Below are 17,543 nucleotides of genomic sequence, written 5' to 3'. Positions count from 1 at the left end.
CTTTTTCGGGTTACTGCACATATAAATTTACAGCAGCGTGGCACGACGGGCTATCCTCAAATTCGGGGAAATAACGACTTACAATCTCATACAAATCAGGATCGTACTTTTTCATGTCCGAGCGAGTATTCACCCAATTGTGTTTGCCGTCAGTGGTTTCAACTTCGGCATTTACGTTAAACCAGTTTTGCACACCTTCGGCCCAGTATTCCCAAATATTGGTTGCAGCATAAGTATTTTCGTATTTTCCGGCTGCCATTGCGGCATCGAGCTTTTCCTGAAGTAAATCGTTAAATTTATCGTCAAGCGGTATAATTCCAACACCGTGAATGGTGTGTGCAAATTCATGAATAAGAATGTCTTCAGCATGGTATTTATCAATCTGGTAGCACAGCAGGTTTTCTTCGGCGCATGTTGTCAGCGGATGTTCCATTGTTCCACCCAAACCGCGTGCACGAACATCCCAGTTTAGGGTTGTATCGTTGGCTAAATGTGCATGTTCAGGAATATCAGTTGTTCCTTCGTAACGCGCCATAATCCCTACGCGTGTATTCAGTTTTACCATCTGATCCAGCACTTCAGTTGGTAAACCGCCGGTCATAAAATCAATGATCTCGCAAGCCTTAACAAACGCAGAATCGGGCACCCGATACGAACTTATAATATGAATGCCATTTACATTGACGTACTTTTTATAAAACGGATCGAGTTCTAATTTTTTGGGCGGTGTAACAATTTCATATTCTTTAACCGGTTCGTTCGCAAACAAATTGGAGAACAATAAGATTCCGGCAATCAGACTCAACAGAAATATAGACTTTTTATGAATTTTCAGACTTTTCATTACACAGTGTATTTTAACTTGTTTCTAATTTGATTTTACAGCATTCCAATCAGGCGTTTCTTGTTGTAAAAAATTACGAACGAAAAAATCGCGACGTTTTTGTTCGCCATATGTTCCGCCCAGTGTGTGATTTACTCCGGGAAGCACCACAAGTTCGAAATCTTTTTTTGCTTTTATCAGCGCATCGGCAACTTGCATGGTTGATGCCGGGTCAACATTATCATCCATTTCGCCAACAATCAGCATCAGTTCACCCTGCAGTTTATCGGCATTTTCCACGTTCGAACATTCGGCATATTCCGGCCCGATCGGGTAGCCCATCCATTGCTCGTTCCACCATATTTTGTCCATACGGTTATCGTGGCATCCGCACGAGGAAACACCGGCTTTGTAAAACTCAGGATGAAATAAAAGTCCGGCTAAAGTACTTTGTCCACCCGCTGATCCACCAAACAAACCAACACGCGTGGTATCCATATAACTGTATTTCTCTGCCGCAGCTTTTATCCACAAAATACGATCGGGGAAACCGGCATCCTTCAGGTTTTTCCAACATACATCCTGAAAAGTTTTCGAACGGTTTGACGTTCCCATTCCGTCCATCTGCACAATTATAAAACCTAATTCAGCAAGTCCAGAATAAGCCGAGTGCACCGCACTAAAACTTTTCTGTGCAAACGAACTGTGCGGGCCGGCATAAATATATTCGATAATCGGATATGTTTTGTTTTCATCGAAATTCGTTGGGCGATATATATTTCCCCAAATATCCGTTTTACCATCGCGGGCCTTTGCTACGAATGGCTCGGGCGCTATCCAACCTTTTTCGAGCAACGAAGAAATATCGGTCTTTTCCAACTCAATGAGCACTTTTCCGTCTTCAGTACTACGCACCACAGTAAATGGTGGCGTTTCAACCGTTGAATAGGTGTCGGTAAAATAGCTCATATCTTTTGAGAATGACACGTCGTGATTCATTTTTTCAGGTGTCAGATCAATTAAGCCGCTACCATCAAAATTTATCTTGTAGCAATGCAAATAATATGGGTCTTCATCCTCGTTTTTGCCCGATCCGTAAAAGAATATTGTGCGATTTTCGTCGTCAATTTTTATTACCTTTCGAACCACCCACTCTCCTTTTGTGATCTGATTTTTCACCTCACCGGTTTTTGAATCGATCAAATACAGGTGATTCCAACCATCACGTTCCGATGCCCATACTATTTCATTCGTTTCTTCCAGATCGTAACGATAGCGCTTTCCGCTGTAATCGATAAATGTATTGCTTTGCTCGTCAATCAGCACATTTACATCGCCGCTTTCGCCATCCACTTTAACCACTTTGTAGGCCTGATGACCACGCTGGTTAAATTCAAAAGTAAATGCTGAAGCATCCTCTTTCCATCTTGGGTTGGTAAGGTTAAACTGGTGTTTAAAAGCATCGGTATTTACCGGGATCTGCTTTTTGCTTTCCACATCAAACAATGCCGGATGTTTTATTGGCATCGCATCGCCCGGTTTGCGGTAATCACGTTTATGCAAAATGGGCTGCAACTGGTCTTTTGGCGACGATTCAACAAAAAAGATCTCACGTTTTTCTGCATCGCGTACTTTGTTTACCGCCAACTTTTTCGAGTCGGGCGACCAGGAAAAAGACGACGAATAAAAATCTCCGGGAGCTCCGTCATAACTTAAGCGGAACTCCTTGTTTGTTTCCTTGTTTTTTATGTAAACATTATTTTCCCGGATGAAAGCCGTCCACTCCTCGTTGGGTGAAGACACCGGATCTTTACCCTTTTCATCAGAATAACTCCCCCAATAACCATTGCCTTCTCGCTCTTTTTCAACCGAGTCTTTCTTTAACTCATATTTTTTCAGCTCACAAGTCCAGTAAGTCTTTTTGAAATTAAAATGAATAGTCTTTTTATCTGCATCAAATTTCAGATCGCGCAAAACCAAATCTTTTGCAGAGATATCTTTCTCCAGCTGCTGATTCAATACAGCAACCAGTTTATCGGTATCAAAAGCAATCTTTTTCGATCCTTTTTGTGCATCCACCAGCTGATACTTCATACCATCACGTGTTTTTAGACGGTACCAGAATACCGATGATGAATCGACCCAAGTAATTTGAGTAACCGGGTTGTAAACCAACTCGCTCAGTTTCATTACTGAATCAGCTTTTGCGCAGTCTTCTTTTGTGATTTGTGCTGAACCTGCAAAGGCAAACAGGACTACTAAAAAAAAGGATAAAAAGTGCTTCATCTTTACTATTCCTAATCGGGTGATTTTATTGATTAATTCATTTCAACTTTTACCACTTCGTTTTTAAGTGGAATAACATATTGTCCACGCTCATTTTTCTCAAGACCGGCAACCGAACTTGCCGCTGATTCCTCTGCGAATGATTTAATTCTAAGATAAGCGTTTGGTGTATAATCGTTGGCTTCTTCTAATTCAACCACAACTTTTCCTGTTGACTGATTGTACGAGAAGGCTTTAAATTTACCGGCGTCAAGTGTTAACCACATTTTTAACGGAGCTACATAAATACGTGACTTTGCAGCTGTTGTTAAATCAACTTTCACCACATCGCCATCTTCTGTAACATTACCACCAAAAGCCAACCAGCCAAATTCGTCGTCACGCATTACGTAAGTTGAAGTATTTACGGCATAACCGTAGTAACCGCTTCCGTAGTCGCCCGAAATACCATCGTTTTTCAATGTTGACGGGAACGAGTGAAATGCTGCTGGTGCAAAACCATCTTGGGTAATATTCGAGATTGCCCCCATTAAACCACCGTAACCAACACGTAGCAGGTACAAATCATCGGGATGCTCTTTGTATTCATACAAAACAGGAATGGCATTTAGTGCCGAACCATAGTGATGGATCTGACGCTCAACACGCGACAGTTTACCGCCGTAAAGAAAATCCCAGTAACGACGTGCATTACCGTTGTATGCCCAGTGAGGAATTGTTGGCATGTAGGCCAAAATAGCTTTCAAAGTTGTTTCTGCTTTTTCGCCGTAACCAAAATAACGTGACCACATATAAACTTCTTCCTGACCAGTTGAATCCCATGGCATTTCGCTTCCAAACGGATAATTTAACGATGCCCAGTGATCGGCACGGCGTTTCATCATTCCTTCCAGTTTGCGGGCGTATTCCCACAATCCTTCAGCTTTCAAATCATCCAGAATATGAACAAAAACACTACCTTCCATCTGTCCGAATTGCGCATAATACGGAGCCAGCTCCATCATTGCCATTGAAGTTTGGTATGCGCTCATCAGGTACCAATCCCAGGTTTGTTGCGATACCAAACCTTCGTAGTTACGTGCCAAACGATACATTACCCAATATGCAGCAGCAACGTGCGGATAATTGTACGAACGCTCAACTGTTTCGGCATGTTTTTTATCCCAGGCAGCCCAGGTGTTGTAATTTACATCATTACTGTAAGTTCCGGCAGGCATTGAATCAGGTTCGTAGTAGAACATACTTTTACGAACACCATATTTTTCATGGCCTTCGTTGTATTGAATTCCGCCCCAAATGGTTTTCTGAACGAAATCTTCCAACATCGCAATCTCTTTTTTATCGGGTTGAACCAATTGTTTCATAACGGCGTTTAACCATGCACCGGCACCTCCTTCATCGCTTAATCCGCAAATCCAGGCACGGCTATCTTCGGTTACCTGTTTTTGCTCTTCGTAATCGTAAGTGATTACCGACGGACCACGATCGAAAAGATCTTCTTCGTCATCAAACCACTGTTTTGTCATCAGGAAGTTTCCGTTATCGGCAACAACCTGCCCTTCAGGTTTAATAACCTTGTAGTTAATGGTTTGTGTTAAACCGTCTTTGTAAGTGATTGTTAAACGTGCTCTTCCCCACTCTTTTGCGGCAACAGCATATTTTACCCAACCGTTTTCTGTTGTTTCCAGTTTTTTCAGTTCCAGCGCGCCTTCAGGTTCAACCTGAATGCTTTTTACTTTTTGGCTGTACTTTACAAACAAATCGGCATTTACATCTTGTGGCACAACATACCCCGGTACACCAAATGCAACAGGACGGTCGTTTTCGATCAGTGCAGGTTCGATGTTTTTAATCGCGTCGGTAAGTACAAACTGTACACCGTAGCTAACCGATTTTCCCGGTTTTAGTATTTTCGATGAAGGGGTGTTCCAGGGAGTGGCTTCTTTCCACTCGTTTTCGGCGTAAGCTAAGGTTAAAGGCATCCATTCGTGAAAACCTTCAAATGTAATTCCTCTTCGGGTTGGATCGTCAAGCAGTGGATTCCACGCTTCGAAAGGAGTTTCTCCATAAGGTAGTACCAACAACACCGGTCCGCTCCCCTTTAAACGAATTACCTGTAAATAACCGGCATCCATACCAATGTACGGATCGTAGAAAACATTTTCGGCGTGTGCCTCGTCCAGTGTTTTCCGGTCGTGGTTATTGTTGAAAATCAGCGGAATTCCAAAGGCACCAATTTCAACAGCTTTTGATGAAGTGTTTTTGATCTCGAAACGCAAAGCAAGATGTCCATCGTGCTTTTCCCAGTAACGAAGTACCTGTACCGGGCTGTTTTCAAGAATCTCACTAAGATCGGAAACCGCTAATTGACTTTCGCTTTTCGGTTCCAGAGTTGTAACACTTTTGCGGGAAGCAGCCGATGAAAACGAAGTCCATGCCGATTCACCCTCCGTTTTAACACGGAAATTAATATCTCCAAGGTGATAAAAACCAGGCTTGTTTCTTCTGGCTAATAACTCGCCCGGAGTAAAATCAAATTCAGGTTCGGAGATTGGATGCAAACCGGCAACGGTATGCGATGATTTAACCAGTTCAAGGTTAAAATCCGGCAGGTTATAACTTAAAACTTCCTGTCTAAAATCAATCGAGTCCGTTTTTGTGGAATCAAAAGTTTTTGCAGCCAACAATTGGCCAATATTCAAATAAAGTACACTAACAGTTATGAAACACCAACAAATTAATTTTATCATCACCTCGTAAGTCTTTTTAATTCAAAAAACAATCTACACCACATAATCTCATGATACAGCGCACATATTAGTACCGAAATAAAATTCAAAAAAGAGGAAACACTACCTATACATAAGTTAAAGTTAATTTCTTTTCAATAAAATAACAGGACCAGTGTAGAATTTTAGTGATCTCCGATAAACTCTCCCTCATCGTTATGGTTCAACTTAGCTTAAAATTCTATCTGGTCCTGTGAAATTCAAATTAATTTATTAATATCCCGGATTTTGTACCAGGTTCGGATTGGTATTTAATTCTGATTCTCCAATTGGGAACAATGTAGTATGCTCGCCTTGCGGAGTATGGTTATACCAGCTTTTGGTTTGATAAACGCCAAAACGTATCATATCAGTTCTGCGTCTGAATTCAGCTGCAAATTCCCAACCTAATTCATCAAGAAAACGACCGTACTGAACAGGGGTTTCATCACCCGGATCGTCAATACTTCCATCTTCTGCTAAAGTACCGTATTGTACGGTTGTATTTCCTTCCAGCACTTCGCCGGTAACTGTTGCTTTTGCAGGATCATCGAACGAACGTGCACGAACTTCCGAAACAATTGTAGCTGCTTCATCACTTTTTCCTGTGCGCAATAAACACTCGGCTTTCATCATTAAAACATCCGTATAGCGGAAATAAGGCAAGTCATTACTCATATTCGACTGGCATCCCATTTCAATTTCATATTTCTGACAACGATATCCCTGTTCGAACTCGCAATAATAAATGCTTGGCATCTCATTTACCAATGTCATAATTACGCTACCATCTGAAGCACTGATTTGGTCACCAATCAACCAACTATCTTCCAAACGGTTATCATCCTCGTTGTAACTATTTATGAATTGAGGATTACAACTAGATCCTCCCCAAGGCTGAGAAGTCATGTTGAATACATATCTGTGGTTAGGCAACAACATTTTCATGTGTGCATTCCATCCTGTTCCGTAAATATTATCGTAAGGAACTGAAAAAACGATCTCAGGAGAACCTTCGTTATCAGCACTGAAGATATTTCTGTAATTTGAATCCAACGTGTATTTACCGCTGCTGATAATCTGATTACACGCATCTATACATTTATCCCATTCTGCACTTCCTTTATAAACTTCGGCATTTAAATAAACTCGTGCCAGTAATTGTAAAGCGCCCCATTTTGTAAGCCTTCCGTACGTTGACTGGTCAACATCTTCTGACAATTGAGGAATTACTTCATTCAGTTCAGAAACAATAAACTCATAAATCTCACTACGGCTTTTTTGTTCAGGAATTTCATCACTAAACTTGGTAATTAGCGGCACGTTACCGTGTGTATCAACAAGAATTGAATACCATAGCGCGCGCAATGCTCTCATTTCTGCAATAATTGGTTCGGCCTGTCCTTCTTCAAGTGGAAGCGAACCCGACTGGATTTGCAGAATTACACGGTTTACATTATTGATCCCATCAAAACAATTAATCCAGGTATTTCGTGGTTGCCATTGTAGGTTGTTCCAAGTATGGAAATGCATTCTTTTATAAGTACCACCATCATCCCAGCCGTTTGGGCGGGTTGGTGTAACAAACATGTCACCCGGCTCTTCCTGCACATCAAATAAGCCTTGCCAGCCCATAATATAACGCAGTGGCGTGTAGCCCGAAGCCATTAATGCAACAATATCAGATTCTGATGCCGTAAATGACTCTTCGGTAATTTCTGAAAAAACCTCTTCATCAAGATTAAAACAACCTCCAGTAGTTAGCAAGGCTAAAATCCCGATAACAGAAACGGTGTATCCCGCTATTCGTTTTATATAGTTTTTGAAATTCATTTTTCCTGTTTTTAAAATTAACAACTCCTAATAATTAAAAGGTTACATTAACGCCGAATGTATATGTTCGTGTTGTTGGATACTGATCTCTGTCGTCGTTACCCGGCGATAAACCAATGCGGTTAACTTCCGGATCAATACCTTTGTAACTTGTAATAGTAGCCAGGTTCATACCCGAGGCATAAACTCTCAGATTTTTAAAGATCTGACTGTTTTTAACGTTAAAGTTGTAGCTCAAAGTAACGTTATCAAGTTTAATAAAGTCGCCATCTTCAACATAGTAACTCACAAATCGCTGCACATCAGACAGCACTGCTTTCCCATAAACTTTATCATAGGCCGAATCAAGCGTATTGTAACCAATGGTTGGGTTTTCGTAGAACATACGCTGGAAGTTTAGAATCTGGTAGTCAAAAGCTCCTCTTAAATTCATATTCAGCTCCCAGTTTTTGTACCTGAAACTGTTGTTCCAACTCATGTAATGTTTGGGTAAACCATTACCCAACACTTGTCGATCGGCGGTTGACGACTCTGTGGCTGGAATAATATCTCCTTCAGGAGTTTCAATTAACCAGATACCATCGTCGGTAATATCAACACTTCTTAAACCGTAGAAATTACCAATCTCTTCGCCAATTTCAAGTCGGTGTGTTTCAATCTGAATTGGTTCGCCGGTATATCCTTCGTAGAAGAAATCATTGGTTGTTTGAAACTGATCATTTGATAAAGAAACCAACTTATTTTTATTTGTTGAATACGTCAAATTAGCACTCCACTCAAAATTCTGAGTTTGAACAGGAATAACATTAATAAGCGCCTCAAAACCTTTATTCTCGATTACACCTACATTGGCCATAATACTGCCATATAAGTATGGAGGTACCGGTACGTCATAATTCCACAGAGCATCTTTTGTTGTGCGATTATAATAATCCAAGGCACCGCCAATACGTCCACCATATAAGTCAAAATCAAGACCGATGTTAAACTCCTCTTTTTTCTCCCATCTTAAATCAGGATTGGCATTACGTGCAGGAATCAGTTCTCTCATCCAATTACCATTATACATAAAATAGCTGTCGTAATTCAAACTACTAAGTGATTGATAGTTGTTCCCGGCATTAATACCTGTTACACCAAAACCAGCTCGCAGTTTCAGATTATCAACCCATGGCACTCCGTTCATAAAACTTTCTTCGTTAATACGCCATCCTGCCGAAACACCAGGGAAATAACCCCACTTGTGGTTTTCTCCAAACCGAGATGACCCCTCGCGACGCAAACTAGCCATTAAAAGGTACTTATCGGCATAACTATAGGTTACCCTCGAAAATAATGCAATCAACTTGTCTGAATATTTAGAACTGCCTATACCGGCTTCTCCTTCAGGCAATCCCTGGCCAATGCCGATGTTATTATACGAGTACGAGTCAGTTGGAAAATATTTATTATTTACCCAAAAACCTTCGTATACATTATCCTCGTAATTGTAACCTGCTAATGCCGAAAAACGATGATCTCCAATAGTTTTTTTGTAGCTTGCAGAAATCTCGGTGTAGTTTCCTACATAGTCATCAGTTCCTCGCGAAGCATATCCATCCGAACCATATTTCGTTGTTGAAACATGATCGTGTGTTTGATAAAATCCACGAATATTTGAGTTGCCTTTTCTGGCAAATAAACCTTTAATATCCAAGTCGGCTATTGGAGAATAAACTAAACTTCCGGAGAAACGCATATTACGATAACGGTTTTCTCCTTGCGATTCTTTGATATACCCAACCGGGTTATCGTAGAAATAAACATCTCTTTCAAACCAGGTTCCATTGTCATTCAATACCGGCTCGGTAGGGTTGCGAATGATTGACTGACGATAAACATAGGTATTAAAACTATATCCGTCTCCACCTGTCCAGAACTTTTGCTCGCTGGCAATAATACCAATATTAGCTTTTAGTTTATTATCGAACATGCTATGATTAACATCAATTCTTCCGGTATATTTTTCATTGTCAGAATTCATGAATATACCCTGATTGTTTTTGTAGTTCAGCGATGCCGTTAGGTTGGTATTTTTGCTTCCACCTCTAAAAATCAGGTTGTGGACATGGCTTACCGCGTCGCGGGTTATTTCATCTAGCCAATCGGTATCCGATCCGTAGTCTTGGAGGTTTGCACCGGTATAAGTGTACCCTTCATTCCACTTTTCTCTTAATTCAGTTGCATTAAGAAAATCAAGCTTTTTACTAATTTGCGCCAACGATACATAGCCAGAATACTCAACTGTTGGCTCCATTTCGTTAGCCCCTGATTTGGTTGTAATAATAATTACACCATTTGTACCACGGGTACCGTAAATTGCCGTTGCCGATCCGTCTTTTAGCACATCAACCGACTCAATGTCTTCCGGAGCAATAGTCTCCAAATTACCAGGAATCCCATCGATTAAAACCAATGGCGCACTACCTCCATTCAGCGAAGAAATACCTCGAAGCATGATTTGTGCTCCCTGTGTTGGATCGCCGGTTGGCAACGAAACTGTTAAACCCGCAACTTTACCTTGTACCAACTGAGCAGCGTCTTTTACTGCTCCTTTTATAAAATCTTCCGATTTTACCGTAGAAACAGCACTTGTAACATCGGCCTTTTTTACGGTACCATAACCAATAGCAACAACTTCTTCAATTCCAATTGCATCAAGCTCCAATGCAACTTTAATGTTGCTTTCTCCACCTAATTTAATCTGTTGCGTTTTGTATCCAATGTACGACACCTGAATCACATCGTTTTCATTTGCATTTAATACAAATTTCCCATCGAGATCAGTGGCCGTACCGTTTGTAGTTCCTTGCACAACGACAGTCGCTCCGGGAATTGTGTTACCATCGGCATCGGTAACAACACCTGTTATTGTTGCCGATTGTCCTAACGCTATTATCGGACATATCACCAATAATAAAACGTAGATGAGTACTTGTGTTTTTCTTGTGAGAATAGATTTCATTTCATGTGGTTTTTAATTTAAAAACTAGGTCTGTCCTAACTTAATTCAGATTAGTGATTGACCTCCCTTAATTGCATTTTTTTTGATTGTTAAGTCGAACAACTAGGTTATTGGTTGATTTAAGCACTGACTACTAAATGATTAGAACATTCATCATAGGCATAAAATATTGTGATTTTTTATTGTTTACTCACTTAGTTATAAAAAAGAATTAGTTCTGATTTAGCTTCAATATGCAAGTAGTTCAAAAAGCAATGTTCTTACCATAACGGATGTTCAGAAAACTATCACAAATGTCAACAAACACTTCAAACATCTGTATTTCTGAATTTTACACAAGTGCTACAATCAACCAACCACCATCAATAATTTTAAACAGAAGAAACAATGTTTACCGAAAAATGAATTACTGAGGAAAAACCAGAAAAGGTACACGAAAGGGTGCAAGGTTTATGCAAACTTATAGGTCTTGAGCAAGAATAAGCATTGTGAGCTTCGATGTTATTTATCAAAATAAGACTTTGGAGTTACGCCAAAATATTCCTTAAACCGGCGGCTAAAATAAGCCGGGCTTGAGAAGCCGGTTTTGTAAGCGGCTTCTGATATGTTACATTTCCCGTCGGCAATTAGTTTTACAGCTTCGCGCAAACGTATTGAGCGGATAAACTCAGTCGCCGAACAATCGGTTAATTTTTTCAGTTTTACATGCAACAACGAACGGCTTATACCAATTTCGTTAACAAGAAAGGATACATCAAGATTTGGCCTATCGATGTTTTCCCTAATCAGGCTGCTGATCTTCTCTATGAGGTCTTTATCCGACTCGGAGAAAGCCACCTCGGAAGGCAGCATCTGTGCGTCCGATTTAAAACGTTCGATTAAACTTTTCCGTGTATTCAGCACATTCTCGATCAGCTGAATAAGAATATGCGGCAAAAATGGCTTTTCAATGTAATAGTCGGCACCTGTCTGCAACCCCTCAAACTCATTCTCTTCGCCACTTTTTGCTGTTAACAGAACTATAGGAATGTGCGATGTTCGAATATCTGACTTCAGCTTACGGGTTAACTCAAACCCATCGATACCCGGCATCATTACATCGCTAATTATCAAATCAGGCAGCGACTCTTCAACCTTCTCCATTCCCTGAGTACCATCAATGGCAGTTATCACCTTGTATTCATTGGTTAGTGTTTCTGTGATAAATTCCAGTAACTCACGGTTATCATCAATAACCAAGATTGTTGGATTCGCACTGAGCCGTTCTACCTCATCACGTAGAACCGGAACCGGTTTCATATCGTCTGCCAGGGTTACATGCGGAATATATTGATCTGCTCCAATCAAAATTTCGTCGTCGTTATAAGCCTTACGTGACACAGGGAATTGAACTGTAAAAACAGCTCCCTTACCAACGGCACTTTCCACCCCTATCGTTCCTTTGTGCAATTTTACCAAACTGTGAACCAATGCCAGGCCGATTCCGGATCCGGCAACCTGAGTTTCGTTTGCTCCGTCAACATGGTAAAAACGATCAAAAATCTTTCTCAACTTCGAAGGATCAATTCCAATTCCGTTATCAGCTACTGTAATTTTCAGTGTTCTATACACCAAATCTTCGACAATCAATTCCACTTTCACATTCACTTCACCACCTTCGTTCGTAAACTTTAATGCATTAGATATCAAATTAATAAGAACATTCTCTAGTTTCTGGCAATCTACCCAAATATTTGAATCCAGGTTAATGACCTCAAATGTGAATGCAATCGATTTTGATTCGGCAGATTCAATAAAAGCTTCTTCAATGTCTTTTAAAAGAGTAGTAATATTTTGATGGCTTACTCTTAACTTTTCCTTTCCGTTTTCAATTTTTCTAAACTCAAGAAGCTGATTAATAAGCATAAGCAAGCGATGTGCATTATTCATTACGCCTTTCATCTTCTTTTTTAGTGCCGGCGTAAGCTTATCATCTTCGAGTATTCGTGTTAGCGGCCCAACGATTAAGGTTAAAGGCGTACGAAGCTCGTGCGAAACGTTGGTAAAAAACTCCAGTTTAAAATTATTAAGCTCGGTATGGTATTCTCGCTCCCTTCGTTCCATTTCGGCCAACGCTTTCGATTTTTGAATGCGAGTTGCGACCGAATAAAAAACTACCAACAACAAAATCAGGAGTAGAAAATACATGAGAAATCCCCATCTTGATAACCAAAAGGGAGGCTCGATAATAATTTTTAATGTGTTTGCGTGATTTCCCCATGTCGTATTATCAGTTGAGGCTTTTACATGAAAAAAGTACACGCCCGGACCAAGGTTTGTATACGTTGCAAAATCACGATTTCCAACGTAGTTCCACGACGTTTCAAAATTTTCGAGGTAGTAGGCATATTCACAGTTTCCCTTATTCCGAAAATGCAAGCCGGCATATTCAATGGTAAAAACGTTTTGCTTATATTTTAAATGAATCTCCGGGTGCAGGTTAAGCGATTCTTCCAATGCCTGATCTTCCCCTGGCAACAGCGGCTGATTAAACAACTGCATGCCCCGGAATACCACATCAAGTTCCTTTTTTACATCCTGCTTATCTTTTTCATTAAAGGAAATCATTCCCCTGTTAGCCCCAAAATAAATTTCACCGCTTTTGCTTTTGTACGACGCCCGGTAGTTAAACTGCTCGAATGGCAGTCCCGATTCACGGTTATACCAAACCAGCTCTCCGGTTTCGGGTTTGAATTTTGCGAGACCGTTGTCTCCACTTGCCCACAAATAACCATCGCGCCCCTCTTCAAAGCTAAAAATCCATGAAAACGGAAAACCATTGGACTCATTGTACTCGAATACCGATTCGGTTTTCAAATCGTAACCATACAAACCATGCAGGCAATCGCCAATCCATATCCGGTTTTTTGAATCGGTTTTTACGAAATTTATATTTTTAAGGAAATTAAACTTATTCAGCTTTTCAAAAGAGTCTTTCTTTTTATCGAAATAGTAAGTGCCCACAGATGATGAAAACCAGATACGATCTTCGCTGTCGAACATAAATTCTACCTGAATCCCATCTAAAATATCAGGTTGGTAACGCGCAAATTCTTTTGTGTTTGTGCTGTAAACGGCCACTCCTGCCGATGTTGAAATAAAAATACTATCGCCAACATGTAACAAGCTATAAATGTCGTTTGATGGAATTTCCGGATGATTAGCTGTGTTAATGTATTCAAACCGGTTATTCTGAAGGTTCAATATATTAATCCCCCGGTATAGGTTGCAATCCATAAACGATCAGGCGTTTCAAATAGCAAATCGTGTACATTATTAAACGACAAGCCATTGCTTTCATTTATTTCTCTTACAATCCGGTCATCTTCAAGGTCAATCTGGTTTACTCCCATATCTTCCATGCCCACCCAAATGCTACCGTTTTCGTCTTCAGTTATGCAACTCACCGCATTTCCACTTAAATGTTGTTCGCCGGTGCCGGCTTGCCACACCTGGAAGAAATCAGGCGTATTACTCCAAAAGTTTATTCCGCCAAAATAAGTTCCTAACCACATGTTTCCATCGCGGTCGCAAAAAATATCATAGATCGGATTGGTGTTTAGACCTTCCGGATTTCGAATATCGTGTTGATAATATTCAAAAGATTCGGTGTAAGGTGTCCAAACGCACAAACCATCTTCCGTGCCAATCCACACCCTCCCCTGTTGGTCTTCGTTTATTTTATGAACCAGGTTATGCAATAAGTGCCTGTTGCCTTTTTGATCGGCAGAAAATTTTCGCGATTGCCCGTTGGTAAGATTTATTTGATACAAACCATCGGCATAGTTTCCAATCCAAACAAAGTTATTGTTGTCGATATAAAAATTGGTTATTGCCTCAACTACTATACCTTGTGGAAGTTTGAACTGCCTTTGCTGCTCTCGCTCCAAATCAAAAATCAGCAATTGTCTATTATCACTAATGGCCATTAAACGTCCATTTTTCTCTTGTACATTAACCACATTGGTATTGTCGTCAAAAGAAGCGAAACCTACATACTCATCAAAACTTTCCAGTTTGTTTAAATTAGTATTGAAAAAGGAAATGGTATCTGATTTTAATACCCAATAACCATTTTTCGATTCACGTAACTCAAGAACGCCTCCCAGCTTATTTGCTGGTTGGTATCGCTCAAATATTTCTTTCTGAAAATTAAATGAATAAAAAATGTCATCCGTACTTTGCACCAGTAGCATAGAATCTGCTCGATGAAAATGATTCCATTTACTCCAGATATCAAAACTATTTCCCGCCTCATCAACCGCCTGAAATGTTTTAAAATACTTCCCATCGAAACGACACACCGAGCTCCGGGTTGCCAGCCAAATAAAACCAAACTGATCCTGGCTAATGCTCTTTATATACGATGATGGTAATCCGTCTTCATTGGTGTAGTGCGAAAAACTCATCTTCCCTCCGTTTGCAAAAGCAAAAGAGGAAAGAAACAACGTAATACAAACCAGACCTATTTTAAAGCAGCTTTTCATTAAAACATTTCACATTAACAGCAGTATACAAAAGTAATTTCAGAGTACATTTCAACTAGCACAAATGTCTTTAAAAGTTATACAAAAAGAAAAGCCAGCTTAGGCCAGCTTTTTCAATTCAATAAAATACGTTTTAAGCTACTTTACTGGTTGTATTCCTTCCAAAGTAGGTTTCACTTCAATAATATTACCGTTGGCATCAAACTCCAGTTTATCAATACACACCTCGCGGTTAAAACCTGCACGGTAACCCATGTCTTTTCCTTTTGGATAGGTAAACCGATGATACACCAAATACCACTCATCTTTTCCGGGAACCTGAATGGCCGAATTATGCCCGGTTGCCAGAATTCCTTTTTCAAGGTCTTTCTGAATTACGATATTATTTTCAGGGATGGAAAGTTCTCCCAACGACGTTGTGCTGGTAGCATAACGCACCTTGTAATTCGGACTGCGGGTATCGTCTTCGGCCCACATAAAATAATAGGTACCTTTGCGGTAAATCACGTACACTCCTTCGCGATAAGTATTGTCCGGTGTCATCACTTTCAGTGTATTCATTTTTAACGATACCATGTCGTCGTTCAACTCGGCACCTGCCAGGTAACCATTTCCCCAATACAGGTAACTTTTCCCGGTTTTTGGGTCGGTAAACACATCCGGATCAATTTCCTGCCCTCCTTTAACACCATCAGGTTTCCAATTGATTAGAGGTTCACCGCTATCAACAAACGGGCCTTCCGGATTATCGGCAACGGCAACACCAATTTTCTGCCGTCCACAGAAATAGAAAAAATATTTGTACTTGCTGTCTATTTTCTTCTCAATAATACAAGGCGCCCAGGCATTATGATCGGCCCAGCTTACATCTTCACGCAGGTTCAGAATGATGCCCTCATCTTTCCAGTCCACCAGATTTTCTGATGAGAAGGTTTTAAAGTAATAACCGCCCCAATTGTGAAACCCGTCGCTTGTTGGATAGATGTAGTATTTGCCTGTTTTTTCAGAATACAACACATCCGGATCGGCATAAAATCCATCCAACACAGGGTTATGATCTTCTGAAGCAACCGCACTGTAAGTCTGCTTGCCAACTCCTTCCATCTCGATGGTGTATTGAACCGCTCCGTCAGAAAAATCCTGTGGTCTGGTTGGCGTTACACTTACACCCGTAAATGTTTCGAATTGAGGATCAAAGGACGTAATATCAACGCCTTTTTTTACCGGGAAACGAATCGTTCTTTTCTCACTGTCGATATTTACATTTTGCTTTTTTAATCCGTCGGCAGTGGCTTCTACCAGCGGATCATCCATTTTCCCCCATTTCGCAATCAGTCGTTTTAATTCGGCTTTTGTGATGGGCAGCACAGTTCCGTGGCGCGGATGAAAATTCATTGAGATCGCTTCATCGATCACTGTAAAATGTTCCAGGTCTGCACTTTTTGTAAATTGGTATCTTCCCAACCCGTAAACATCGTACATCAGAATCCATTCGTCAGAATTATTCATTTTAAAAACGCCTGAACCTTCTACTCTCTCCGTTTCTTTGTCAACACGTTTCACGCTCGGGTATTCATAACCTTCCGTCAGTTTATCCGAAATGGCCAGTTTTATACCCGGCTCACCACTTTCCGATTTATGGAACATGTAAAATTTCCAATCTTTTTTTATGATATCACCGTCGATACAGGCATTGTTGGTTGGGCTGAACAACAATTGTTTTGGAGCGGCTTCCAAAGCGGTAAAATCCTCGTTAGTATAAGCATAGTAAATAATATCTGGTTCATCGTCCTGTTTCATCGAAAAGTAAATCATGTACTTCCCAACTTCCTCATCGTAAATGGTTTGCGGTGCCCAAACGCGCCAAACATCTCCAAACTCATCAGGGAAAGTCTCCGGAATATTCACCACCGACGATTGCCAGTTGATCAAATCCTCTGATTTAAGCAAAACCATAGCATAGTTTTTCCAGCCCATGTCGGGTACATACAAATCGGTAACCACCATATAAAAAGCACCGTCGGCACCGCGCAAAATATGCGGATCACGTACGCCACCGGTTGAGCTAATATCGTCGTTATCCAATACCGGCTGGTTGTTGTTTAAGGCCCGGTAGTTATATCCATCCTCGCTTACCGCAAAGCGAACAGCCTCCTCTCCCGGACCATTACCGGTAAAATAAGTAAACAGATAAGCTTCGTAATTCTCGGAAGTAGTACAAGCTGAAAAGAAAGCCAAAAAGAATAATGCTAACAGCTGTAATTTATTATTGTGTTTCATTCGATATTATTTTATCCTCATTA

8 protein-coding genes are annotated in these 17,543 nt (G+C 40.5%); all 8 read right to left on the bottom strand.

Annotation, left to right across the window (positions count from 1 at the left end; all coding sequences use genetic code 11):
• Positions 1–10 precede the first annotated feature (10 nt).
• Positions 11–844: a M90 metallopeptidase family protein gene (locus G0Q07_RS08075; protein ID WP_246223008.1), complete on the bottom strand. Its 834-nt coding sequence runs from the start codon at positions 842–844 to the stop codon at positions 11–13.
• Positions 845–868: 24 nt separating this feature from the next.
• Complete coding sequence (locus tag G0Q07_RS08070) at positions 869–3,109, bottom strand: S9 family peptidase (protein ID WP_163345607.1); 2,241 nt, start codon at positions 3,107–3,109, stop codon at positions 869–871.
• Positions 3,110–3,141: 32 nt separating this feature from the next.
• Positions 3,142–5,859: a DUF5695 domain-containing protein gene (locus tag G0Q07_RS08065; RefSeq protein ID WP_163345606.1), complete on the bottom strand. Its 2,718-nt coding sequence runs from the start codon at positions 5,857–5,859 to the stop codon at positions 3,142–3,144.
• A gap of 252 nt (positions 5,860–6,111) precedes the next feature.
• Entirely contained in the window at positions 6,112–7,710 is a 1,599-nt protein-coding gene (locus G0Q07_RS08060) for a RagB/SusD family nutrient uptake outer membrane protein (RefSeq protein ID WP_163345605.1), read from the bottom strand.
• Between the two features lie 34 nt (positions 7,711–7,744).
• Positions 7,745–10,714 carry a SusC/RagA family TonB-linked outer membrane protein gene (locus tag G0Q07_RS08055; RefSeq protein WP_163345604.1) on the bottom strand — a complete coding sequence of 990 codons (2,970 nt, stop codon included), beginning with the start codon at positions 10,712–10,714 and terminating at the stop codon, positions 7,745–7,747.
• A 501-nt stretch (positions 10,715–11,215) separates the two neighbouring features.
• Positions 11,216–13,990, bottom strand: a complete 2,775-nt coding sequence (locus G0Q07_RS08050; RefSeq protein ID WP_163345603.1) for a hybrid sensor histidine kinase/response regulator transcription factor — start codon at positions 13,988–13,990, stop codon at positions 11,216–11,218.
• On the bottom strand, positions 13,954–15,162 hold the full coding sequence (locus G0Q07_RS08045) for a ligand-binding sensor domain-containing protein (protein WP_163345602.1): 1,209 nt from the start codon (positions 15,160–15,162) through the stop codon (positions 13,954–13,956). Before G0Q07_RS08045 ends, G0Q07_RS08050 begins: the two co-directional genes overlap by 37 nt.
• 216 nt (positions 15,163–15,378) lie before the next feature.
• Positions 15,379–17,520: a family 43 glycosylhydrolase gene (locus tag G0Q07_RS08040; protein ID WP_163345601.1), complete on the bottom strand. Its 2,142-nt coding sequence runs from the start codon at positions 17,518–17,520 to the stop codon at positions 15,379–15,381.
• Positions 17,521–17,543 lie beyond the last annotated feature (23 nt).

Origin of the sequence: Draconibacterium halophilum (genome assembly GCF_010448835.1) — a bacterium.
Classification (GTDB): domain Bacteria; phylum Bacteroidota; class Bacteroidia; order Bacteroidales; family Prolixibacteraceae; genus Draconibacterium; species Draconibacterium halophilum.
The sequence above is the reverse complement of the archived record's forward strand: the minus strand, read 5'-3'. Positions and strand labels throughout refer to the sequence as shown.